Source organism: Ancylobacter mangrovi, assembly GCF_024752335.1.
GTDB lineage: Bacteria > Pseudomonadota > Alphaproteobacteria > Rhizobiales > Xanthobacteraceae > Ancylobacter > Ancylobacter mangrovi.
Map to the genome: position 1 here is coordinate 793,988 of NZ_JANTHY010000002.1, position 23,655 is coordinate 817,642.

At 69.8% G+C, this 23,655-nt stretch carries 17 protein-coding genes; 11 read left to right on the plus strand and 6 right to left on the minus strand.

The features are described from left to right. The first annotated feature begins 80 nt into the window (after positions 1-80). The 7 genes from hisD (at position 81) to NVS83_RS09590 (ending at position 9,979) form a co-directional block, all read left to right on the plus strand. On the plus strand, positions 81-1,409 hold the full coding sequence (gene hisD, locus NVS83_RS09560; protein WP_258739078.1) for a histidinol dehydrogenase: 1,329 nt from the start codon (positions 81-83) through the stop codon (positions 1,407-1,409). 3 nt (positions 1,410-1,412) lie between these two features. Then, positions 1,413-2,444: a zinc-dependent alcohol dehydrogenase gene (locus tag NVS83_RS09565; protein WP_258739079.1), complete on the plus strand. Its 1,032-nt coding sequence runs from the start codon at positions 1,413-1,415 to the stop codon at positions 2,442-2,444. Positions 2,445-2,446: 2 nt separating this feature from the next. Then, positions 2,447-3,757, plus strand: coding sequence for a hypothetical protein (locus NVS83_RS09570; RefSeq protein WP_258739080.1), 1,311 nt, complete (start codon positions 2,447-2,449; stop codon positions 3,755-3,757). Continuing rightward, entirely contained in the window at positions 3,754-4,899 is a 1,146-nt protein-coding gene (locus NVS83_RS09575) for an alpha-hydroxy acid oxidase (RefSeq protein WP_258739081.1), read from the plus strand. Before NVS83_RS09570 ends, NVS83_RS09575 begins: the two co-directional genes overlap by 4 nt. A gap of 131 nt (positions 4,900-5,030) precedes the next feature. Next, entirely contained in the window at positions 5,031-6,581 is a 1,551-nt protein-coding gene (glpD, locus tag NVS83_RS09580) for a glycerol-3-phosphate dehydrogenase (RefSeq protein WP_258739082.1), read from the plus strand. Positions 6,582-6,591: 10 nt separating this feature from the next. After that, positions 6,592-8,091, plus strand: coding sequence for a glycerol kinase GlpK (glpK, locus tag NVS83_RS09585; protein WP_258739083.1), 1,500 nt, complete (start codon positions 6,592-6,594; stop codon positions 8,089-8,091). A gap of 256 nt (positions 8,092-8,347) precedes the next feature. Then, the gene (locus tag NVS83_RS09590; RefSeq protein WP_258739084.1) at positions 8,348-9,979 is read left to right on the plus strand and encodes a B12-binding domain-containing radical SAM protein; all 1,632 of its coding nucleotides are present in this window, start codon (positions 8,348-8,350) and stop codon (positions 9,977-9,979) included. Between the two features lie 21 nt (positions 9,980-10,000). Here the strand turns inward: NVS83_RS09590 and uraD are convergent, their stop codons facing one another. The 4 genes from uraD to pucL are packed head-to-tail and all read right to left on the minus strand — an operon-like array spanning position 10,001 to position 15,381. Next, entirely contained in the window at positions 10,001-10,888 is an 888-nt protein-coding gene (gene uraD, locus NVS83_RS09595; protein WP_258739085.1) for a 2-oxo-4-hydroxy-4-carboxy-5-ureidoimidazoline decarboxylase, read from the minus strand. Further along, on the minus strand, positions 10,885-13,665 hold the full coding sequence (locus NVS83_RS09600) for a molybdopterin-dependent oxidoreductase (protein ID WP_258739086.1): 2,781 nt from the start codon (positions 13,663-13,665) through the stop codon (positions 10,885-10,887). Before NVS83_RS09600 ends, uraD begins: the two co-directional genes overlap by 4 nt. Continuing rightward, on the minus strand, positions 13,662-14,486 hold the full coding sequence (locus tag NVS83_RS09605; RefSeq protein ID WP_258739087.1) for an FAD binding domain-containing protein: 825 nt from the start codon (positions 14,484-14,486) through the stop codon (positions 13,662-13,664). Before NVS83_RS09605 ends, NVS83_RS09600 begins: the two co-directional genes overlap by 4 nt. Positions 14,487-14,541: 55 nt before the next feature. After that, complete coding sequence (gene pucL, locus NVS83_RS09610) at positions 14,542-15,381, minus strand: factor-independent urate hydroxylase (protein ID WP_258739088.1); 840 nt, start codon at positions 15,379-15,381, stop codon at positions 14,542-14,544. Between the two features lie 369 nt (positions 15,382-15,750). Between pucL and NVS83_RS09615 the strand changes: the two genes are divergently transcribed. The 4 genes from NVS83_RS09615 to NVS83_RS09630 all read left to right on the plus strand — a co-directional run bounded on the left by NVS83_RS09615 (position 15,751) and on the right by NVS83_RS09630 (position 20,420). Beyond that, entirely contained in the window at positions 15,751-16,584 is an 834-nt protein-coding gene (locus NVS83_RS09615) for an SDR family oxidoreductase (protein ID WP_258739089.1), read from the plus strand. Between the two features lie 107 nt (positions 16,585-16,691). Continuing rightward, positions 16,692-17,345 (plus strand): TenA family protein, encoded by a 654-nt coding sequence (locus NVS83_RS09620; protein WP_258739090.1) that lies wholly within the window; start codon positions 16,692-16,694, stop codon positions 17,343-17,345. 298 nt (positions 17,346-17,643) lie between these two features. Continuing rightward, positions 17,644-18,111: a Ros/MucR family transcriptional regulator gene (locus NVS83_RS09625; RefSeq protein ID WP_258732314.1), complete on the plus strand. Its 468-nt coding sequence runs from the start codon at positions 17,644-17,646 to the stop codon at positions 18,109-18,111. 371 nt (positions 18,112-18,482) lie between these two features. After that, positions 18,483-20,420 carry a c-type cytochrome gene (locus NVS83_RS09630; RefSeq protein WP_258739091.1) on the plus strand — a complete coding sequence of 646 codons (1,938 nt, stop codon included), beginning with the start codon at positions 18,483-18,485 and terminating at the stop codon, positions 20,418-20,420. A gap of 86 nt (positions 20,421-20,506) precedes the next feature. Here NVS83_RS09630 and NVS83_RS09635 read toward each other — a convergent pair whose 3' ends face one another. Together NVS83_RS09635 and NVS83_RS09640 are read right to left on the minus strand one after the other, a co-directional pair. Beyond that, the gene (locus NVS83_RS09635) at positions 20,507-21,523 is read right to left on the minus strand and encodes an HAD family hydrolase (RefSeq protein ID WP_258739092.1); all 1,017 of its coding nucleotides are present in this window, start codon (positions 21,521-21,523) and stop codon (positions 20,507-20,509) included. 186 nt (positions 21,524-21,709) lie between these two features. Next, on the minus strand, positions 21,710-23,323 hold the full coding sequence (locus NVS83_RS09640) for an arylsulfatase (RefSeq protein WP_258739137.1): 1,614 nt from the start codon (positions 23,321-23,323) through the stop codon (positions 21,710-21,712). Positions 23,324-23,655: the final 332 nt, after the last annotated feature.

Below are 23,655 nucleotides of genomic sequence, written 5' to 3' on the forward strand. Positions count from 1 at the left end.
GCGACAAGTTTAGTCTCCCCTCGCCGTGATTAAGACTATACATATTTCCGTCCCGGATGAGGCGGCTGAGAGGTTCTGTCATGACCGACACCTGCAATTTCCACGAGCTCGCCACCATGGACGCGGCCGCCCGCGCCGGGCTGCTGAAGCGTTCGGAGACCGACCTCTCGACCTTCATCGAGAAGGTCCGCCCGATCGTCGAGGCGGTGCGCACGGAAGGCGACGAGGCGCTGGCGCGCTTCGGCCGCGAGCTCGACAAGGCCGACGTCACGGCCGACCGGCTGAAGGCCAGCGAGGCCGAGTTCGACGAGGCGTTCCGGCTGGTCGATCCCGAGGTGATCGAATCGATCGAGTTCGGCATTTCCAATATCCGCAGCTTCCATGAGGAGCAGGCGCCCGAGCCGATGTGGCTGAAGGAGGTGCGCCCCGGCGCCTTCGCCGGCGACCGTTGGACGCCGATCGAATCCGCCGCGCTCTACGTGCCGCGCGGCAAGGGCGCTTTTCCCTCGGTGACGATGATGACGGCCGTGCCGGCGAGCGTCGCCAAGGTGCCGAACATCTCGATCGTGACCCCGCCCACCGAGACCGGCGGCGTCGACGCCGCGACCCTCGTCGCCGCCCGGCTCGCCGGCGTCGAGACGGTCTACAAATGCGGCGGCGCGCAGGCGGTGGCGGCGGTCGCCTATGGCACGCAGACGGTGAGGAAGGCGATCAAGATCGTCGGCCCCGGCTCGCCCTGGCTGGTGGCGGCCAAGCGCCTGCTCTCCGACATCATCGACACCGGGCTCCCCGCCGGCCCCTCGGAGGCGATCATCTTCGCCGACGGCACGGTGAACGGCGCGGTGGCGGCGCTCGACCTGCTGATCGAGGCCGAGCATGGGCCGGATTCCTCCGCCTATCTCGTCACCCATTCGCGCGAGCTGGCGGAAGCCGCGCGCGCCGCCCTGCCCGGGCATTGGGGGCGGATGAGCGAGCAGCGCGTCGCCTTCTCGAAGGCGGTGCTGAACGGCAAGTGCGGGGGCATCGTGCTGACCTCCTCGCTGGAGGAGAGCTACGACTTCGTCAACGCCTATGCGCCCGAGCACCTCGAGATCCTCTCCACCGACCCGTTCGCGCATCTGGGGCGCATCACCGAGGCGGCGGAGGTGCTGATGGGTCCCTACACGCCGGTGACCATCGCCAATTTCACCCTCGGCCCCAATGCGGTGCTGCCGACCAGCCGCTGGGCGCGCACCTACGGGCCGCTCTCGGTCACCGACTTCCTCAAGCGCTCCTCGGTCGGCTACGTCACCGGCACCGCCTATCCCGAATTTGCCGGCCATGCCCGCCGGCTCGCGCGCTATGAGGGCTTCTCCAGCCATGAGAACGCGGTCTCCGGGCTGCGCGACGACCTGCTGAGGGGCGGCTGAGGCATGAAGGCGGTCCGGCTCCACGGCGCGGGCGATCTGCGGGTCGAGGAGGTGCCGCCTCCGGACGCGCCGGCGGCCGGCTGGGTGCGGCTGAAGGTCGGCGCGGCCGGCATCTGCGGTTCGGACATCCACAATTTCCGCACCGGCCAGTGGATCACCCGCGCCCCGTCCATCGCCGGCCACGAGCTGACCGGGGTGGTGGTCGAGACCGGCGCGGGCGTCGAGGGTCTCGCGCCGGGCGACGCGGTGGTGGCGGATTCGCGCTTCTGGTGCGGGCAGTGCCCGGCCTGCCGGGCGGGGCGGCACCATCTGTGCGAGAAGCTCGGCTTCGTCGGCGAGGCGTGCGACGGCGGCTTCGCCGAGGAGGTGGTGCTGCCGGCGCGGCTGCTGCTGCCGGTTCCGGCCGAGCTCGACCCGGCGGTGGCGGCGATGGCCGAGCCGCTGGCGGTGGCGCTGCACGCAGTGCGTCGGCTGGCGCCGCAACCGGGCGAGCCGGTGCTGGTGGTGGGCTGCGGGCCGATCGGCGGGCTCGCGGCGCTCGCCCTCGCACGCGGGCGGGACGGAGTGCCTCATGACGGGCCGGTCCTCGTCGCCGACCGTAACCGCGCGCGGGCGGCGCTTGTGGCGGAGGTGACCGGCGCGCGAAGCGTCGCGCTCGACGCCGGCGACCTCCGCGCGGCGCTGGACGGCCGGCTTCCCGCCGCCGCCATTGAGGCGACCGGCAGCCCGGCGGCGCTCTCGGCCTTGACCGGAGTGATGGAGGGCGGCGGACGGGTGGCGCTGGTCGGCATCTATCACGGCCGTCTCGACCTCGATCCGAACCGGATGGTCGAGCACGAGCTGTCGATGATCGGCTGCCACGCCTTCACCGACGAGCTGCCGCAGGCGGTGGCGCTGCTCCCCGCGCTCCAGACCGACCTCCTGCGCCTCGTCGAACGCGAGATCAGCCTCGACGAGGTGCCCGTTGCCTATGAGCGCCTGATCGCGGGCGAGGCGGACGGGCTCAAGACCATCATCCGCCCGGGCCGGCCGTGAGCATGTCGAGCCGCACCGCGCAGATCCGTGCGCTGGCGCAGCGCGACCCGGCGCTCGCCGAGGCGCCGCTCGCCGCGCTGCTGGCCGACCTGTTCGGCATCGCGCCGCGCAACGTGGCGATCAATCTCGACCGTTACAGCCTCAACTCGCTGAACGGCTTCTTCGAGACCGATGCGGGGGCCTTCTTCTTCAAGTTCCATCAGGAGGAGGGCGAGGAGGCGATGGCCGGCGAGTATTACCGCGCCGACATCCTCGCCCGCGCCGGCCTTCCGGTCGACCAGCCGGTGCATGTCTCGGCCGAGCCCGGCGAGCAGATCCTGGTCTATCGCCGCCGCGACGAGCCGCGCTTTTCCGACGTGCTGCGCGCGCTCGACATGGAGGACGACCCGGCGGCGCGGGCGGTGGCGGTGGAGGCCGAGCGCGGGCTCAGCCGCGCCCTCATCGCCACCTATCGCGCCAGCCTGCATCCCGTCACGGCGGCGGAGGTGGCGGCCGAGCCGATCCACCGGCTGTTCCACGAGCGGCTGGTCACGCATGGCGCGGCGGGCGAAGCCTATCCCGGCGGGCGCTACCGGGAGTTCTATCTCGGCCGCCGCTTCGCCTTTCCCGGCCTCGCGCTCGACTGGGCGGACCTGTCGACGCGGCGCTTCACCGTCAACGGCGTCACCTATGCCCGTACGCTCGGCGAGCTGTTCGACGCGGCGGAGGCCCGGTTGCGCCCGGAGCGGCTCGCCGATGCCGGCGGGGTGGTCGCCCATGGCGACGCGCACAACGCCAATGTCTGGTTCACGCCCAAGGCCGGTGGTGAGGGCGGCGAAGCGGGCGCGCGGCTCTCCTTCTTCGACCCGGCCTTTGCGGGGGAGAACGTGCCGGCCCTGCTGGCCGAGGTGAAGGCGACGTTCCACAACGTGTTCGCCCATCCGTTCTGGCTCTACGACCCGGACCTCGCCAGCGCGCGCTTTTCCGCCGCCGCGCGGCTCGCCCCGGGCGAGCTGATCGTCGAGACCGACTGGGCGCCGAGCCCGGTGCGCGCCGATCTCCTTGCCGTGAAGGCGGACGAGGTGTGGCGCCCGCTGCTCGCCGAGCTCGCGGCCCGCGCCCTGCTGCCGCCGGACTGGCGCGAGGTGATCCGCCTCGCCCTGTTCCTGTGCCCGACGTTGGTGATGGATTTGCGCGCCGGCGCGCGCACCCACACGCCGATCTCCTCATTGATCGGCCTGTCGGTCGCGGTCATGGTCGGCTCCCCGCCGCTCCAGGGCGCGGACGCCGTCACCCGTTTCCTCGACCGCATCGACCCGGACCAGTCCCGATGAGCCTTATCAATGTCGACGACGCCCGCGCCATCGCCCGGCGCCGTCTGCCGCGCATCTTCTTCGATTATGTCGACGGCGGCGCCTTCGCCGAGGACACGCTGCGGGCCAACCGGGAGGATTTCGGCCGCTGGACGCTGGTGCAGCGCGTGCTCAACGACATCTCGGTGCGCGACCTCTCGACCGATTTCCTCGGCGCCCGCCACCCGCTGCCCTTCATGCTCGGGCCTGTCGGCTTCCTCGGGCTCTACGCGGCACGCGGCGAGATCGCGGCGGCGCGGGCCGCCCATGCCGCGGGCATCCCGCTGTGCCTGTCGACCTTCTCCATCGCCTCGCTGACCGAGCTCCGGGCGGCGACGCAGGGGCCGCTGCATTTCCAGCTCTATGTCATGTCGGACCGGGCCATCGGCGAGGAGCTGATCGCGCAGGCCCGCGCGGCCGGGGTCGACACGCTCTACCTCACCGTCGACACCGCGATCACCAGCGTGCGCGAGCGCGACCTGCGCAACGGCTTCCGCTCGCTCACCCGGATCACGCCGGGCCTCGCTTTGCGCCTCGCGACCCGTCCCGGCTGGTGCGTCGAGATGCTGCGCGCGGGGATGCCGGAGGTCGGCGCGGTCAAGCACCGGCCGGAATTCGGCCGGGGCGCGCTGGAGCAGGCGAGCAACCTGTCGCGGCGGATCGACACCCGCCTGTCCTGGAAGGATGTCGACTGGCTGCGTGCGCGCTGGGACGGCAAGCTGGTGCTGAAGGGCGTGCTCGCGCCCGAGGACGCGGTGACCGCCCGCGCGGCGGGGGTGGACGCGATCGTGGTCTCCAACCATGGCGGCCGCCAGCTCGACGGTGCCTCCTCCACCATCGCCGCCCTGCCGGCGATCGCCGACGCGCTGGGCGGCGAGCTCGACATATTGTTCGACGGCGGGGTGCGGCGCGGTGCCGACATCGTGAAGGCGCTCGCGCTCGGCGCCTCCGGCGTGCTGCTCGGCCGGGCCTATGTGTTCGGCCTCGGCGCCGCCGGCGAGGCGGGCGTCGCCCGCATGATCGCGCATCTGCGCGAGGAGGTGGACATCACGCTGGCGCTGATGGGGCTGACCTCGATCGACGCGCTGAAACGGCTCGGGCGCGCGGCGCTGAACCCGCGCTGACGCGCGGCGCGCGTTTCCGAAAGCAGGGAAGTTTCGTTCGAAGCATTGAAAAGCGTCATTCGACGCGTATAGCCTCCGCCCGAGGCGGGAAACGAAAGCGTTGCCGTCGGTCCAGCCTGCGGAGACGCCGTGTGACCCGTCAAGCCACCGATCCGATCTACGACATCGCCATCATCGGCGGCGGGGTGAACGGCTGCGGCATTGCCCGCGACGCCGCCGGGCGGGGCGCCTCGGTGGTGCTGTTCGAGCAGGGCGACTTCGCCGGCGCGACCTCCTCGGCCTCCACCAAGCTGATCCATGGCGGGCTGCGCTATCTCGAGCAGTACGAGTTCCGGCTCGTGCACGAGGCGCTCGCCGAGCGCGAGGTGCTGTGGAAGATCGCGCCGCATATCATCGGCCCGCTGCGCTTCGTGCTGCCGCACCACAAGGGGCTGCGCCCGGCCTGGCTGCTGCGGCTCGGCCTGTTCATCTACGACCATCTCGGCGGGCGCCGGCTGCTGCCGGCGACGCGCACGCTCGACCTCTCGAGCGACGTGACCGGCCGGCCGCTGCGCGAGGCCTATCGGCGCGGCTTCGAATATTCCGACTGCCGGGTCGACGACAGCCGCCTCGTGGTGCTGAACGCGCTGGACGCGGCCGAGCGCGGCGCCGACATCCGCCCGCGCACGCGCGTCGTCTCCGCCCGGCGCGAGAGCGAGTTCTGGCGCATCGAGGTGGAATCGGGCGGCATCTCGCAGCTCGTCCATGCACGCGTGCTGGTGAACGCGGCCGGGCCGTGGGTGCACCAGGTGCTGAGCGAGGTTGCCGGCGTCAGCTCGCCGGCCGAGGTGCGGCTGGTGCAGGGCAGCCACATCGTGGTGCGCAAGCTCTACGACCACGACCGCGCCTACATCTTCCAGAACCCGGACGGGCGGATCATCTTCGCCATTCCCTACCACGACGATTTCACGCTGATCGGCACCACCGACCGCGACTTCGGCCATACACCCGGCGCGCCGGTCGCGAGCGCGGAGGAGATCGCGTATCTCTGCGCCGCGGCCGACGAGTATTTCCGCGCGCCGGTGAGCCCGGACGACGTGGTGTGGGCCTATTCCGGCGTGCGCCCGCTCTATGACGACGGCGCCTCCAAGGCGCAGGAAGCCACGCGCGACTACGTGCTGGAGCTCGACGACGCGGACGGGCGGGTGCCGGTGCTTTCGGTGTTCGGCGGCAAGATCACCACCTATCGCCGGCTCGCCGAGCACGCCATGCGCAAGCTCGCGCCGTTCCTGCCCGCCGCCTCGGCCCGGCCCTGGACCGGCGGTGCGCCGCTGCCGGGCGGGGATTTCGGCGTCGAGGACCGGGCGCGGCTGGAAGGACAGCTTCGCCGCGCCCATGCCGGGCTCGACGAGCGGCTCGCGCGCCGGTTGGTGCGCAGCTACGGCACCCGGGCGATGCGCATCCTCGACGGCGCGCGCACGCCTGGCGACCTCGGCGCCGTGTTCGGCGCCGACCTGACCGAGGCGGAGGTGCTCCACCTCATGCGCGAGGAATGGGCGCTGACCGCCGAGGACGTGCTCTGGCGCCGCACCAAGCTCGGCCTGCATTTCTCGGCCGAGGAGGCGGCGGCGCTCGAGGACTTCATGCGCAGGGCGGCGGAGATGGCCGGCTCCCCGCCCGCGACGCGCAGCGTTCCGGCATGAGTGCCTTTGCATGAGCAGCCATATTCTCGCGATCGACCAGGGGACGACCTCCTCGCGCGCCATCCTGTTCCGCCCGGACACCAGCATCGCCGCCGAGGCGCAGCAGGAATTCGCCCAGCACTTCCCTTCCTCGGGCTGGGTCGAGCACGAGGCGGAGGACCTGTGGAACACCACGGTCGCCACCTGCCGGCAGGCGATCGCCGAGGCGGGCATCGGCCCGGCCGACATCGCCGCGATCGGCATCACCAACCAGCGCGAGACGGTGGTGGTGTGGGACCGGCAGAGCGGGCGGGCGATCTACCGCGCCATCGTCTGGCAGGACCGGCGCACCGCCGCCCATTCCGCCCGGCTGAAGGGGGAGGGGCACGAGGAGCTGGTCACGGCGCGCACCGGGCTGATCCTCGATCCCTATTTCTCCGCCACCAAGATCGGCTGGATCCTCGATCACGTGCCGGGGGCACGCAAGCGCGCGGAGCGCGGCGAGCTCGCCTTCGGCACGGTGGATTCCTGGCTGCTGTGGCGGCTCACCGGCGGCAAGGTGCACGCCACCGACATCACCAACGCCTCGCGCACCTCGCTGTTCAACATCCATGAGGGCCGCTGGGACGACGACATGCTGGCGCTGTTCGGCGTGCCGCGCTCCATGCTGCCCGAGGTGAAGGAGTGCGCCGACGATTTCGGCGAGACCCTGCCGGAGCTGTTCGGCGGGCCGCTGCCGATCCGGGGCGTGGCCGGCGACCAGCAGGCGGCGACGATCGGCCAGGCCTGCTTCGAGCCGGGCATGATCAAGTCGACCTATGGCACCGGCTGCTTCGCCCTGCTCAACACCGGCGAGACCGTCGTCGCCTCGGCGAACCGGCTGCTCAGCACCATTGCCTACCAGATCGACGGGCGCCGCTGCTACGCGCTGGAGGGCTCGATCTTCGTCGCCGGCGCCGCGGTGCAGTGGCTGCGCGACGGGATCGGCATCATCGCCAGCTCGGCCGAGAGCGAGAAGCTGGCGGAGGCCGCCGATGCCGGCCAGCACGTCTATCTGGTGCCGGCCTTCGTCGGGCTCGGCGCGCCCTATTGGGAGCCGGAGGTGCGCGGCGCCATGTTCGGCCTCACCCGGGCCACCACCAGCGCCGAGATCGCGCTGGCGACGCTGGAGAGCGTGTCCTACCAGACCGCCGACCTGATCGACGCCATGCACGCGGACTGGCAGGCGTCGGGCGCCGGCGCGGCGCCGACGGTGCTGCGCGTCGACGGCGGCATGAGCGCCTCGAACTTCTTCGTGCAGCGCCTCGCCGACATCATCGCCGCCCCGGTCGATCGTCCGGTGGTGCGCGAGACCACCGCGCTCGGCGCGGCCTATCTCGCCGGCTACAAGTCCGGGATCTTCCCCGCGCCCGAGCATTTCGCCGACCTGTGGCGGCTCGAGCGGCACTTCACCCCGTCCATGCCGGCGGTGACGCGTGAGCGCAAGCTGGCCGGCTGGCGCGACGCGGTGCGGCGGCTGACCATGGCGTGAAATCAAGCGCTTGCCGGGACGCTGACGGGATGGAGCGTGCGCGCGAGGCGAATCATTGGAGGTAGTTCTATACGCCACCGCGATCGGTCGGCTGCTTTATAGTGGGTCGCAACAACCGCAAGATTATACAAATTCCGGACGCACGGGTTGGCAGTGATCTGACCTAGCGTCATCAGGGGGGCCTGATGTGATGGACGTGGTTTGCGCAGAGGCGGATGCGGGTTCCGGCCCGGGCGGCGGGACGGCGGAGGCGTCTGTGCGCCGTCTGAAGGTCTGCCTGATCAATCCCCGGTTCGAGATTTCCTTCTTCGGCATGCAGCACGCGCTGCCGATCCTGCCGGGCGAGAGGAAGGCGATGATGCCGCCGGGCTCGCTGCCCCTGCTCGCGGCGCTGGTCCCGCCCGAGCACGAGGTGACGATCATCGACGAGAACGCCGAGGAGATCGATTTCGAGCGCCTGCGCTCCTACGACGTGATCGGCCTCACCGGGATGATCGTGCAGCGCCAGCGCATGGATGAGATCCTGCGCACGCTGCGCGAGACGACGAACGCGCTTTTGTGCGTTGGCGGGCCCTATGTGACGGTCGACGAGACGCATTTCGACGGGCTGTGCGACGTCGTTTTCCTGGGCGAGGCCGACGAAACCTGGGGCGTCTTCATCGCCGATTACGCGGCCGGGCGGCCGACGGAGCGGCGCTACAAGCAGGCCGAACCGACCAACATGGAGACGGTGCCCTGCCCGCGCTACGACCTGCTCGATCCCAAACACTACGTGTCGGTGGCGATGCAGTTCTCGCGGGGCTGCCCGTTCCTGTGCGAGTTCTGCGACATCATCGTGATCTTCGGGCGCAAGCCACGCCTTAAGAAGGCGGCGCAGATCACCGCTGAACTCGACCGCCTGAAGGCGCTTGGCACCCGGGCGGTGTTCTTCGTCGACGACAATTTCATCGGCAACAAGAAGCTCGCCGCCGCCATGCTGCGCGAGCTCGTGGACTGGCAGGTGGCCAACGGCTACCCGATGACCTTCAGCACCGAGGCGAGCATCAATCTGGGTGACGAGCCGGAGATACTCGACCTGCTCTGGAAGGCCAATTTCCGGTCGGTCTTCATCGGTATCGAATCCCCGCGTCCCGAATCGCTGCTCGAGACCAAGAAGGTGCAGAACGTCCGCGGTGATTCCATCGACGCCAAGCTCGACCGCGTCCGCGATGCCGGCATCGTGGTCCAGGCCGGCTTCATCGTCGGCTTCGATAATGATGACGCCCGGGTGTTCGACGAGCAGTTCAACTTCATCCAGCGCAACGCGATCGGCATTTCCGTCGTGTCGATCCTCTCGCCGATCCCCTCCACGCCGCTTTACGAGCGGTTGGAGAAGGAAGGTCGCCTCATCGACGATGACGACATGGTCTGGTTCCAGCCCAAGGCGATGTCGCTCGACGAGCTGAAGCAGGGCTACATGGATCTGAACCGGCGGCTGTTCGATCCGGATGCCTTCTTCGAGCGGATCTACGGAAATCTGAGCCGCTCACCTTCGTTCCGGCAGCGCTATGTCGAGCGCGCGGGCGGCCGGCGCACGCCAACGCTCGGCCAGCGCCTGGCCTATGGCAAGATGGTCGGCAGCGTCACCTGGCGCCTCGGCAAGGCTCTGGCGGCCAAGGGGTGGCTCGGCAAGCTCTCCGTCGCCTATGCGCGCATCTACTGGACCTACAACGCGCCACACCGGCCCGACCGGCTGCCGCTTCTGGATTTTGTCTCCATGTGCGCGCGCCACTGGCACCATTTCGTCCTGTCCAACGAGACCGTGTCCTATTGGGGACGCGCGGGCTTCAAGCGCGACGAGATGGCCGAGGCCGCCCCCCGTCAGCTGGCGGCGGGGGCCGAAGCGTAGGCGCTGCCATGGTCGGCGCCGTCAGCTTCCGCGATAGGTCGCGTAGCTCCAGGGCGTCACCACCAGCGGGACATGGTAGTGGCCTTCGGGATTGTCGATGCCGAAGCGGACCGGCACCTGCCCGAGGAAGGGCTGGTCCGGCAGCGCCAGCGCCCGCGTGCGGAAATACTCGCCGATGTGGAACACCAGCTCGTAGCTGCCCACGCGCAGCGGCGCGCCCGAGAGCAGCGGCGCGTCGGTGCGCCCGTCGGCATTGGTGAGCGCCTCGGCGAGCCGGGCCCGGCCGGAGGCGCCGACCTCGAACAGTTCGATGTGCACATGCTGGGCCGGGCCGCCCATGTGGGTGTCGAGCACATGGGTCGACAGGCGCCCCGCCACCGAGGGCATGCCGGGCCCTTCCACCCGCTCGACGAGGCGCAGCCGGGTGATGTGGCCGATCTCGGCAAGGGCGGCGGCGAGCTCGGCCTCGGGGTCGTGGCCGAGCCGGCGCTCGAACACGTCGAGCACCGCGTCGCGGGTCAGCCGGCGCACGCAGACCACGAAGGGAAATCCGAAACGCGAGCGATAGGCGGCGTTGAGGGTCTCGAAGCGGGCATATTCGGCGTCCGACAGCCGGTCGAGCCCCAGCCCGGCCTGCTCGGCGACCGAGGCTGGCGCAATATCGCCCGCGCGCGCCGCCTTGCCGGCAAGGTCGGGATGGGCCGACACGAAGGCCACCTGCGTCTCGCGCGAGGCGGCCCAGATCGGTGCCATCAGCGCCTCGTGCAGCGCCGTCACGCTGGCGAAGGGGCGCTCGCCGGAGGCCGCCGCCGCGACCCAGGGCGCGTGCTCGAAGATGCCGTCGAGGGCGGCGACGAAGCCGGCCTCGTCGAGGGCGTTCAAGGTGTCGAGGCTGAGGCGGTCGCTCACGGCGTGTCCTTCCGGTCGGCAGGGGGCGCGGCAGAGGGCGGGGCATGGGGCGCGGCGCTGGCCTGCTGGTCGGGCAGCAGGGCGTAGAGCGTGTCCGCCTTGAACGGCGTCGCCCGCAGCCGCACCCCGGTGGCGTCGAAGATGGCGTTGGCGAGCGCGGGGGCGACGGGGTTGTAGGGGCTTTCGCTCATCGACTTGGCGCCGAGCGGGCCGATGCTGTCATGGGTGTCGGCGAAGAACACCTCGGTCGGCGGCACGTCGGCGAAGGCGGGGATGTGGTAGCCGCGGAAGGTGGGGTTGGCCACCGCGCCGGCGTCGTCGATGGCGAGGTTCTCGAACAGCGCGGCGCCGAGCGCCTGCGCGACCCCGCCCTCGACCTGGCCGCGGCACTGCATCGGGTTGATCACCACGCCCGCATCCGCGCCGTGGACCGAGCGCAGGATGCGGATCTCCCCGCTCCGCCGGTGCACGGCAACGGCGAAGCCCTGCACGTTGAAGGCGACCGAGCGCGGCGAGCCGGCGGCGTTGCCCACGGCCTCGAGCGGCGCGAGGGCGGCGAGCGGTACGCGCTCGGGGCCGGCGACGACCACCTCGTCCTCGATGCGGCACGCGCCGGGCGCGACGCCGGTGCGGGCGGCGGCGGCCTCGCGGATGAGCGCGGCCAGCGCCTCGGCTGCGCGTCGCGTCGCTTCCCCCGCCACCACCGTGCCGGTCGAGCCATAGGCGCCGGTGTCGTGGCCGACATGGTCGGTGTCGGACTGGCGCAGCCGGATCCGCCCTGCCGCGGCGCCGAGCAGGGTGGCGGCGATCTGCCGGTGCACGGTACTGGTGCCGTTGCCGAACTCGGCGGTGCCGGTGCTCAGCACATAGCCGCCATCGGACTCGAGCCGGAGACGGGTCTCGGCGACATGGCCGCGCGGGGGGATGGTGTCGATCATCGCCGCCGCCATGCCGCGCCCGACCATCCAGTGGGGCCCGGGCGATTCCAGCGGACGCTCGAGCGCCGCCTCGACCTGGTCGAGGCACTGGTCGAGCCCGTAGCTGCCCATCTTCACGTCGTGCGGGCCCGCATCGTGGGAGGTCATCGGGTCGTCCGGCCCGATCGCGTTGAGGCGGCGGAAGGCGAACGGGTCCATGCCGAGCCGGCGCGCCACCTCGTCCATCGCCGACTCGACCGCGAAGATGGTCTGGCTGAGGCCGTAGCCGCGAAAGGCGCCGCTCGGCAGGGTGTTGGTGTAGACGGCCATGCCGTCGACGCGCTTGTTGGGGCACGAATAGAGCGCGATGCACTCGCCCGAGGCGTGGAACAGCACGCCCGCGCCGTGATTGCCGTAGGCGCCGGTATTGGAGATCATGCGCATGGCGATGGCGGTCAGCCGTCCGTCGCGCCGCGCGCCGATCTTCAGCGTGACGCGGAACGGGTGGCGCGAGGTCGAGGCGGCGAACTGCTCGCTGCGGGTGTATTCCAGCTTCACCGGCCGGCCGGTCTTCAGCACCGCGAGGGCGACGATGTCCTCAGTCAGCATCTCCTGCTTGCCACCGAAGCCCCCGCCCACGCGCCCGGTGATGACGTGCACCTCGTCGCGCGGCAGGCCGAACAGGGTGGCGAGCGCGTCGCGGGTGAGGAACGGGGTCTGCGAGCTGGTGCGCAGGGTGAGGCGCCCCTCGTCGTCCTGCCAGCCGATGGCGCCGTGCGTCTCGAGATGGGCGTGCTGCACGCGCTGGGTCTCGTAGGTCGCCTCGTGGACGATGTCGGCCTCGGCGAACCCGGCCTCGACGTCGCCGACCCCGCCATGGACCTCGGCCACCACGTTGCGGGCGATGTCGGCGATGCGCGAGGAGGCGTCCTTGTCGCCATGCACCCGCGGCGCGCCCGGCGCCATCGCGGCGTCGGGGTCGAGCACGGCGGGAAGGATCTCGTAATCGACCTCGATCAGCGCGCGCGCGGCCTCGGCGACGGCCTCGCTGGTCGCCACCACGGCGGCGACGCGCTGGCCGGCGAAGCGCACGACGTCATCGAGCACGCGCGTGTCGTCGACGTCGTCGGTGGGGTGGTGGTGGCGCGCGGTGGAGAACAGCCGCGGCGGGGCGTCCTCATGGGTCAGCACCGTGACCACGCCCGGCAGGGCGCGCGCGGCGGCCGCGTCGATGGCGCGGATGCGCGCATGGGCGTGCGGGGCGCGCAGGATCTTCATGTGCAAGAGGCCGGCGAGCTCGCCCTGCGGCAGCACGTCCATGGTGTAGCGGGCGGTGCCGGTGATGATGTCCGGCCCGGCGGGGGCGGGCAGGCTGCGCCCGCTGGAGCCGCCCGGCCGGTCCTCCTCGACGCTGGCGACGCCGGCCAGCGCGTCGGCGATGGCCCGGTAGCCGGTGCAGCGGCACAGATTGCCCTTCAGCGCGTTGGGCAGGTCCTGCTTCTGGGCCTGGTTGAGCGCGGCGGCGGTCATCACCATGCCGGCGGTGCAGAAGCCGCACTGGAAGCCCTGCGCGTCGAGGAAGGCGCGCTGCATGGGGTGCAGTTCGTCCGGCGCGGCGCGCTCGGGGGCTGTGGCGGCGAGCCCCTCGATGGTGATGACGGTGCGCCCGTCGGCGCGATGGGCCGGCACCAGGCAGCTATGCACCGGCCTGCCGTCGAGATGGACGGTGCAGGCGCCGCAATCGCCGGCGTCGCACCCCTTCTTGACGCCGAGCCAGCCGAGCTCGCGAAGGAAGGTGCGCAGGCACTGGCCGGGCCGGGGCGCGGCGTCATGGAGCTTTCCGTTGACGAGAAAGCTCAAGCAGCAGCCTCCATCAGTTCCTCGCGGATCTCGTCGGCGAACAGGTGCGTCATGTGCCGGCGCCAGTCCGGCCGGCCGTGCACGTCGTCATAGTAGAGCTCATCGGCTATGGCGTTGTCGATGGCGTCGGCAAGGCCGGCGCGATCGGGAAGCGCGGCGAAGTCGAGCCGGACCGGGCGGCGGGTGGCGGCCGTCACCGTCAGCGAAAACGCGCCCTCGCGCGCCTGCGTGCCGATGAGCAGCACGCCCGAGCGGCCGAGCGCGGTGAGCGAGGCGCGCCGGAACGCGGCCCGCCGGAGCAGGCTCGCGGCCGGGATCTCGATCGCCCGCAGCACCTCGCCCTTGGCGAGGGCGGGGTCGAGGGGGCCGCGCACGAAATCGAGCACCGGCAGGCGCCGCTCCGTCCCGTCCGGCCGCCAGATCACGCAGACCCCGTCGAGCGCGGCGGTGAGCGAGATCATCGGCCCGGCGGGCAGGGAGAGGCAGAGATTGCCGCCGACGGTCGCCATGTTCCAGATCTTGAACGAGGCCAGGAAGGCGCGGCAGCACTCGGGGATCAGCCGCGCCGCCGGCCAGGCGGGCGGCGGCTCGAAGCCGTAGAGCGTGGCGACGGTGCAGGTGGCGGCGATGACGAGGCCCTGCTCGCCGGCCTCGAGTGCGGGCCAGCCGAGATCGGCGAGGTCGATCAGCCGCTCGACGCCGGGCTGCGGCTCGGAGAACAGCCAGGTGCCGCCGGCGAGCCAGGCATCGCCCGGGCGGAAGCCGGCCAGCTCCGCGCGCCCGTGCGGCCTCACCACTTCCCTGACCGAATTGAGGTCCATGAACCGCCCGATGCCGTCCGCTGTGGGAAGCCCGCTCCCGTGCCTCCCGTGTCTCTCAGCCCCGGCCGACGGTGCAGGCGATCTGGCCGTGCGGCTCGTCGGTCGGCGTGAACACCTGCCCGTCGAAGGCGCGCCCGAAGGGCGACAGGTCGATGGGCAGGTAATGCTTGTTGGGGCAGGCCATGGAGATCTCCGCGATCTCCGGCACCGCCGCCAGCACCGCCTCGCCCATCAGATACATGGTGTTCTGCACCCCCGGACTGTAGGTGGTGGCGAACACCTTGAGCGCGGCCTCGAGCACGGCGGCGTTCGCGTCCGCATAGGAGGCGGGCACGGACGACCACGTCCACTCGGCATCCATCGCGGTCGCGAACATGCGGTCGGCCGTCGGCTTCAGCGTCGTCACATCGTCGGTCCAGAAGTTCTCCCAGCCGGACTGGGTGGTCTTCAGGAAGGTGAAGCCGAGAATGCCGGAGGAGAGGGTGCTCGCCTCGCGGGTGGCGACAAGCTTGACCAGCGGCCGGCCGTTGCCGTCGAGCGTGAAGGCGTGGTCGTGCGGCGCGCCGTCGATGGCGATCCGCGCCCATTTGGTCTCGGTGGCGGTGACCGTGACACCGGACACGTGGTCGTAGCGGTCGAGGAAGTAGCGGGCGATGATCTGGACGAATTCCTCGTTCTCGGCGCCGACATTGTCGCGGGCGAGAATGTTGATGATGTTCTTCACCGAATCGGTGGCGATGGCGGAGCTGTTGTCGCCCTCGGTGTAGGAGGCGTCGAAGGCGCCGGTCAGCAGCACCTCGACGGTCAGCTCGCGCACCTCGTGGCGCGCGCTGTCCCGCTTGACGCGCATGATGCGCACATGGCCCTTGCCGTGGCTGTTGCGAATGAGCGGCATGACGAACTCCCCGAAACCGATCCCGAACCGAGGCCCCGCCATGCGAAACCGATGCCAGAAGCCGTACCCCCGTAGTCAGGCCCGGCTATTTGGCACGATCTTCGCGGCGAGCGATAGCGCGAAGCGCGTGCCCGGCGCGCGATTGTCGGGCCCCCGATCGCCCGGCCGGCGCGGCGTGCGGGGCGGATGGCGCGGCCGGGGTGGTCCGTTGTAAGCGAGGTCCGTGCAAGCCGGTCCAGGCCGGTCCGTCGTAAGCGGGTGGCGCGCGCCGGGGCGGGGCGCGACACTGCCGGCGACAGCCTTCCCGCCCCCGGCCTGCCTCGCCCGAAGCATGCCGCCCGCCTTCCTCCAGCCGCCCGCGAGTGAGCCATGTCCGAAGCCAAGTCCTCAGTCACGTCCCCAGCCGACCATACCCCGCCTGCTCCCGCCTCGGCCCGCCGGCCCGCTTTCCGCCTCGACGGCCGGGTGGCGCTGGTCACGGGGGCCGGGCGCGGTCTCGGGCTGGAAATGGCGAAGGCGCTGGCGGGCGCGGGTGCGCGCGTGGTGATCAACGGGCGCCGGGCGGCGGCGCTCGAGGCGGCGGCCGAGGAAGTCCGGCGCGAGACCGGGGCCGAGGTGGCGAGCCTGCCCTTCGACGTCGCCGACGTCGCGGCCGGGCGTGAGGCGATCGCCGAGGTGGCGGGCCGGTTCGGGCGCCTCGACATCCTCGTGAACAATGTCGGCGCCCGCGACCGCCGGCCGCTGAAGGACTTCTCGCCCGAGGAGGCGGCGGCGCTGGTGACCACCGACCTCGTCGCGCCGATGATGCTGGCGCGCGAGGCGGCCGAACTGATGGCGGCGCATCGGCACGGCCGGCTGATCGCCGTGACCTCCATCGCCGGACAGGTCGCCAACCGGCACGACCCGGTCTACACCGCCTCCAAGGCGGGCCTCACCGGCCTGATGCGGGCGCTCGCGGTCGACTATGCGCGCAGCGGCGTGACTAGCAACGCCATCGCGCCGGGCATGTTCGCCACAGAGACCAACGAATCACTTGTGAAGGACGCCGCCTTCTCCGCCTTCGTCGATGTGCGGGTGCCGGTGGGCCGCTGGGGGCGCCCGCAGGAGATCGGGCCGGCGGCGGTATTCCTGGCCTCGGACGAGGCTTCCTTCGTCAATGGACACGTGTTGGTTGTGGACGGCGGCCAGACCGTGCGGATGTGACCGCGGGTCGCCGGCGAAACCCTCGACGCGGGAGAGCGCACGGGCCATAGAACGCCGCGGGTCCGGCCTCGGCCGATCATGCCGGACCGCCGCAGGGAGGAGCCGCCATGACCCGCTTTACCGAGACGCTGCGCGCGGAAAACCAGCAGGACTGGACCGCCTCGCGCGACCATCGCTTCGTCGACGAGATCTTCCGCGGCGCCGTGCCGGCTGACGTCATGCGGCGTTACCTGGTGCAGGACTACCAGTTCATCGACCGCTTCGTGGCGCTGGTCGGGATGGCGATCGCCAGCGCCGACCGCTTCGATTCGCGCATCCGTTTCGCCCAGTTCGCGGCGATGATCACCAGCGACGAGAACACCTATTTTGAGCGTGCCTTCGACGCGCTCGGCGTGGCCCCGGCGGAGCGCGCGCACCCCGTGATCAGCGCGCCCACGCTCGGCTTCCAGACCCTGATGCGCGACGCGGCGGACAGCGGCAACTATGCCTGCTGCCTCGCCGTGCTGACGGTGGCGGAATGGCTCTATCTCGACTGGGCGGACCGCCCCGGCGCCGTGCTGCCGGAGGATTTCGTGCACGCGGAATGGATCACGCTGCACAATAATGACGGGTTTCGCGCTTTCGTGAACTGGCTGCGCGAGGAGCTCGACCGGGTGGGCGAGGCGGCCGACGAGAAGAGCCGGCAGGCGGCTTCCGCGTTCTTCCGCCGGGCCGTGGCGCTGGAACGCGCCTTTTTCGACCATATTTATGCCGGATCATGAGCATGACGCTTCGTAAATCGGTATACAGTCTTTCGCTTGAATTTGCATCCGATTAGTCTATGGATTGCATCGGAAAATCCGAGGACGGCGATGTTCTCAAGTGTTTCCGGATGTATCCATTGTCATTGCGGTACCATTAGCACCGTCCAATTCAACTGCAGCGCGTGGTGAATTGGAGAGGGTCCGGGCCCAGGTAGCGACGTTTTAAACTTGAGCGACGCCCGGTTTCTGCCTGAATATTGATTGACGTTTTGATGAATGATGTTACATCAGGCCATCTCATCAATGGAGGCAATAAATGTCGGAACAGGATAGCGCGTCGGTTGACTATCTGGGGCTCACTGCGGATGTCGTTGCGGCTTTTGTCGGTAACAACTCAGTTCCAGCCGCCGAGCTTCCCGACCTGATTGCCAAGGTCCACGGTGCGCTGCTTCAGCTGAGCGCCCCGGCGCCGGTCGTCGTCGAAGAAGTTCTGAAGCCGGCCATCCCGGTTAAGAAATCCGTGACCCCGGAGTACATCGTCTGCCTGGAGGACGGGCTCAAGTTCAAGTCCCTCAAGCGTCATCTGCGTACCAAATACAACATGACGCCGGAGGAATATCGGGCCAAGTGGAGCCTGCCCAACGACTATCCGATGGTAGCGCCGAGCTATGCCGAGGCGCGCTCCAATCTCGCCAAGAAGATGGGCCTCGGTCAGCAGCGCAAGAAGCCGGTCGCTCCGGCGCCGGCCAAGGGCCGTGGCCGCGCCAAGAAGGCGGCCGCCTGATACCACGCGAATTCAAGTCGAGCAGAAGGGCCATTCCCAAGGGGAATAGGCCCTTTTTCTTTGCCGGTGCCCCGGCCGGAAACGTGCTGCCGTATGTGGCGCGGCGGCACCCGTGGCCCGAACCAAGTACCGCGCATTGCGAATACTTGCCGCCCGCCAGTCGTCTCGCCTCCCGGCAGATCCCGCCTCCGACGTTTGCGGAGCCCCGAGGGGGCTATCCGCCGCCCCATTCGGACACGCCCGAAGCCGCCTTGCGCGCCGCGGCGGGATGAGGCGCTGCCCAAAGGTCATCCTTTATTCGCGCAACTCTGGCGAATGTTCCCCCAACGTGGAATGATTCCATAAAAGTTAAACCGCGAGGGGGAGCGGACATGGCAGGCATTCAAGTAACGGCGAGGTTAGCCGCCCTGTTGTTCGGGGCGGCGGTGTCGGGCCTCGCCGGCCCGGCGCTGGCGCAGGACACGCCCACGGACGACTCCGCGCTGGTGGCGCGCGGCGAGTATCTCGCCCGGGCGGCGGACTGCATGCCCTGCCACACCTCGGACCCGAACAAGCCCTTCGCCGGCGGGCTCGGCCTCAAGACGCCGTTCGGCACGCTCTACTCGGTCAACATCACCTCGGACAAGGCGACCGGCATCGGCACGTGGAGCTACGAAGACTTCCGCCGCGCGCTGCATGACGGCATCCGCAAGGACGGCGCCTATCTCTATCCGGCGATGCCGTTCGACGCCTATACCGGCATCACCGAGGACGACCTGAAGGCGCTCTGGGCCTATGTGCGGCGCATCCCGGCGGTGGACGCGCCCAACCCGGAGAACGGCCTCGTCTTCCCCTTCGACGTGCGGCTCGGCATGCTGGCATGGCGTGAGTTGTTCTTCCGCCCGGCCTTCTTCACGCCGACGCCCGGCAAGAGCGACGAATGGAACCGCGGCGCCTATCTGGTCGAGGCGCTGGGCCACTGCTCGGACTGCCACAGCCCGCGCGACGTGATGGGCGCGATCAAGGGCAAGGCCGCCTTTACCGGCGCCGAGATCGACGGTTTCTACGCGCCCGACATCGCCTCGGCGGCATTGGCGCGAAGCTGGACGAAGGACACGCTGGTCGAGTTCTTCAAGACCGGCTCGGCGCCGCACAAGACGCTGGTGTTCGGCCCGATGGCCGAGGTGGTGCGCGACAGCCTCTCCAGGCTCACCGATGCCGATCTCGCCGCCATGGCGACCTACCTGCTCGACAGCCCGCCGCCGCCGGACATGCCCGCGCCGCAGAAGGCCTCGCCCCTGCCGCCCGAGGTCTATGCCCGCGCCTCGAAGATCTTCATCGACAATTGCGCCGCCTGTCACCAGCAGCAGGGTACCGGCCTGCTCGGCGCCATCCCCTCGCTGGCGCACAATCCGGCGGTGACGGCGGCAGAGCCCTATAACGTCATCACCGTGGTGCTGCAGGGCCTGCCGGCGGACGGGCGCTACGGCGCCATGCCCTCCTTCGCCGGACGGCTCTCGGACGAGCAGATCGCCGAGCTCGCCAATTATGTACGCACGAGCTGGGGCAATGACGGCGCGCCCAACGCGACGGCGAAGATGGTGGCGATCTGGCGCGAGACGCAGAAGGTGCCGGACTACGGCACGCAGGCCGCCTCCGCCTTCGACTGCGCCGAGGTCGGCGGCGCGCCGGGCGCCTCCGGGCCGGACCCGAAGGCGGTGGCGGCGATCAGCTCGGTGCTGCAGGGCGGCGACGTCGACGTCGACGCCATGGTCGACAGCTACGAGGCGGCCGCGCCCGACGCCTCGCCGGCGCAGGTGGTGGACGCGCTGATGGCGGCCTACTGCCCGGTGGTCGCCGCCGGCGGCGGGGACGACTATCACAAGCTGGCGGAGCTGCGCCGCTTCACCCTGCAGGCGGCCGCGGCCGCAGCGGCGCCCACCGCCGCCACGCCCTTCCCGCCGGTGCCGGTGGTATGGGCGGTGCAGGCCGGCACATCGCTGGTCTCGCGCGCGCCGAAAAGCCTCGCCGGCCCGCTCTCCTGCCCGGCCGACAACGGCAAGCTGGTGCCGAAGGCACTGGTCGCTGACGCGTCCGGGCTGATCGGCACGCCGACCCTGCCGGTCGAGGGCTCGGCCGGGGCGGGCTGGGCGAAGGCGCTGGCGAAGAAGGACCCGAAGGCCCATCTTGCCACGCTCGCCAATGCGCTCATCATCGCCTATTGCCGCGTGGTCGCCGACGCGTCGGGGCTCGAGGCGGCGCAGCAGCACGACTATGTCGAGAGCTTCGGCCAGCAGGTGATCCAGACCCTGCAGCTCGACCCCTCGTGAGCGGGCCGTGGCGGCGGGCCTCCTGCCCGCTGCCGCCTCGCTGCCGCCCGCCGCGGGCCGGGACGCAAGGCCCCGCCGGCGCGGCTCTATTGTTCGGGCGGGAACACGGTCTTCCAGTCCGCCGCCATATCCACCACCGTCCAGTCGTTCGCCTGCGCCGCCTCGAGCGCCTTGTCGAGATGGCCGATGCTGGAATCGCGGTCATAGGCCCATTCGCGCGCCGCGTCGGTGTGGTGGACGATGCCGCAGAATCGGGGGCCGGGCTTCAGGCAGGTATATTGGAGCATCTGCAGGTCGCCGTCGGAATTGCCGAAGGCGAAGATCGGCTCGCGGCCGATATTCATCTGGATGCCGACCGGCTTGCCGGGGCCGTCATCGACGAAGGCGATGTCCGGCAGCTTGACGAGTTCCGGCTTGCCGTCCTTCAGCTCGAACTTCAGCTTGCCCTCGCTGCCGATCACCTGCTCGGGCGGGATGCCGTAGAGCTCCTGGCTGAACACGCGCATGAAGTCGATGCCGCCGCCCGAGACGATGAAGGTCTTGAAGCCGTTGGCGCGCAGATAGGCCAGAACCTCCAGCATCGGCTGGTAGTCCATGGCCGAGAACTTGCGATCCTTCACCGGATTCCTGGCATCCGCGAACCATTTGGCGACGATGTCGGCAAAGTCGTCCGTCGTCATGCCGGCATGGGTCGCGCCGACGATCTGCGCGACCGCGTGGGTGCCGCCGGCGAGCGCCGTCTTCATGTCGCCCTTGAGGATCGAGGCGAAGGGTTCGGTCGTCTGCCATTCGGGGTGCTGCGGGGCCAGCTCCTTGATCCGGTCGATGGCGAAGAAGAGCTGGACGTAGACCGGTTGCTCGGCCCACAGCGTGCCGTCATTGTCGAACACGGCGAGGCGCTGGTCGGCAGGGACGAAATCGGCGCCGCCCTCGGTGGTGACGCGCGTCACGAAGTCGACGATGGCCTGCCTGGTGGCGCCCTCGTTCCAGGAGGGCAGCGGATCGGTGCGCGGCGCGTCGGCCTGCGCGAGGGCGGGCAGGGTGCACAGCACGAGCGCGGCGGCGGCGGCCAGCGCTTTCAGTCCGGCTTTCAGCGATGTCATGGCGGCGTCTCCCCGGCGGAGGGCTCGGACGGAGGGCCTCTTCGGACGATCGGCCCAAGCGACCGGCCCGCATGATCGGTTTGCGGATCGTTGCCGCCCCTTCCCCGTGTGCGCACGGGCAGGAGCGGGACGGAAGACGAGCCGGACTTGAAAGCCCGGCCCGATGCTGCGTCCGTCCGGCAGGGATCAGTTGCCGGTCGGCAGGCCGATCGAGAAGCCCTGCTCCTTGAGCTGCTCGCGCACGTTCTGGAACATCTGGTAGCGCGAGAGGGTGATCGGGCCAGTATAGACCTCACTCTGCAACTTGCGCGGCGGATAGTCGATATAGGTCTTCATCAGCTTGGCGATGGCGTCGTTGATGGAGACCAGCGCCCAGGTGCGCTCGGTGAAGTTGTTCATGAAGATGTCGTAGCGCTCCTGCGGGTCCTGCATCAGGTCGTAGACCTGAGGCACGGTCGCGGCGTACTTCTCCGGGCCCTTCCAGCCGGAATTGGTGTCGACTGACAGGCCGCCGGTCTGCTGGCCGTTGTCGCCGCGCAGGTTGAACACCGCCTTGAGGTGGCCGACGCGCGCCGCGCCCGGGGTGAGTTCGTTCTCGGTGAAGTAGAACCAGGACTTGCGGGTGGGTTCGCCCTGCCCGGTCCACACCGGCATCATGTCGTAGCTGTCGAAGATGATCGGCTTGCCATCGCGATCGTCCTTCGGCAGTTCCTTGAGGCCGGCCGCGCTGGCGAAGGTTTTCATCAGGTCGAGGCCGCCGACGATCGCCGCGCTCTTCGAATTCGGCTTCACATGGCCCGGCCAGCGCACCATGGCGGGCACGCGGCTGCCGCCTTCGCGGTCGGTGCCCTTGGTGCCGCGGAACGGCGTGTAGCCGGCGTCGGGATAGACGTCCTGCCACGCACCGTTGTCGACCGTGTAGAAGACGATGGTGTTGTCCTTCAGGCCGAGCTCGTCGAGCTTCTTCAGCACATCGCCGATCCGGGTGTCGAGCTCGACGACGGAATCGGCGTATTTCGACTTCGACAGCGACTTATGCTCGAAGTCGGGATGCGGCATGTTGGGCTGGTGGTTCTTCATGAAGTTGACGTTGATGAAGAACGGGGTGTCCGGGGACTTGGCGGCGTCCTCCAGGAACTCGGTGGCGGCCTTCTCGACATAGGCGTCGAGGAAGGGGATGCCGACCACGCCCTTCTCCGGCGTGTCGACATACTCGCCATTGACCTTGAAGTCCTCCTTGGCCGCCTCGCCGGCATTGCCGGACAGCGCGCCGCGCGTGACCCGCTGGAACATGGCGCGGTCCTCGTCGCTCATGTCCGGGAACCACTTCGGGTCGGCATAGGTGTAGGCGTTGAGATGGTAGAGGAAGGCGTACTTCATCACGTCGTAGCCCTGCGCGTTGGGCAGCGCGTAGTCCGCCTCGCCCAGATGCCACTTGCCGGTGAAGTAGGTCTTGTAGCCCGCGGTCTTGAGCACCGAGGCAAGCGTCCATTCCGCATGCGGAAGGCCGCCGCCCTGGCCCTGGAAGGCGACTGTGGTCATGCCCGAGCGGTTCGGGATGCGGCCGGTCTGCATGGCCGCGCGGCCGGGCGTGCAGCTCGGCTGGCCGTAGAAGGAGGTGAAGAGCATTCCCTCATCGGCCAGCTGGTCGAGATTCGGGGTCGGCATGCCACGCTCGGCGCCGCCGAGATAGGAGCCGAGGTCGCCATAGCCGGTATCATCGGAGACGATCAGGAGAATATTGGGCTTGCGGCTCTCCTGCGCCGTGGCGACGCCGCCGACGCCGAGCGCGATCGCCATCGCCAGCACTAGTCGTTTCATTGAGGCCCCCTTCATTTGGGTTCGCGTTTCACTTCCCGGCGGCGCGTGCGGGCCGCCCTTCTGCGGCGCCGATGCGGCGCCCGGCTTCGTCGGTCCGGCCGGCGGGGCTCCGCGGTACCCGGGCCCCGCATTCCCCAACTGACGGGACGGGCCGGCATCGCCTGCCGGTGTCTTGCCGTCGACCTTCTCGAACGATTTTCGGTGAAAGAGCCGGAGATGCTGGCCGATACCTCCGGCTCGGGTCCTTCAACGGTGGACCAACACTTCACCGCAACAGTAATTTCCCGGATCGCCCGGGCGGATAAGGTGCC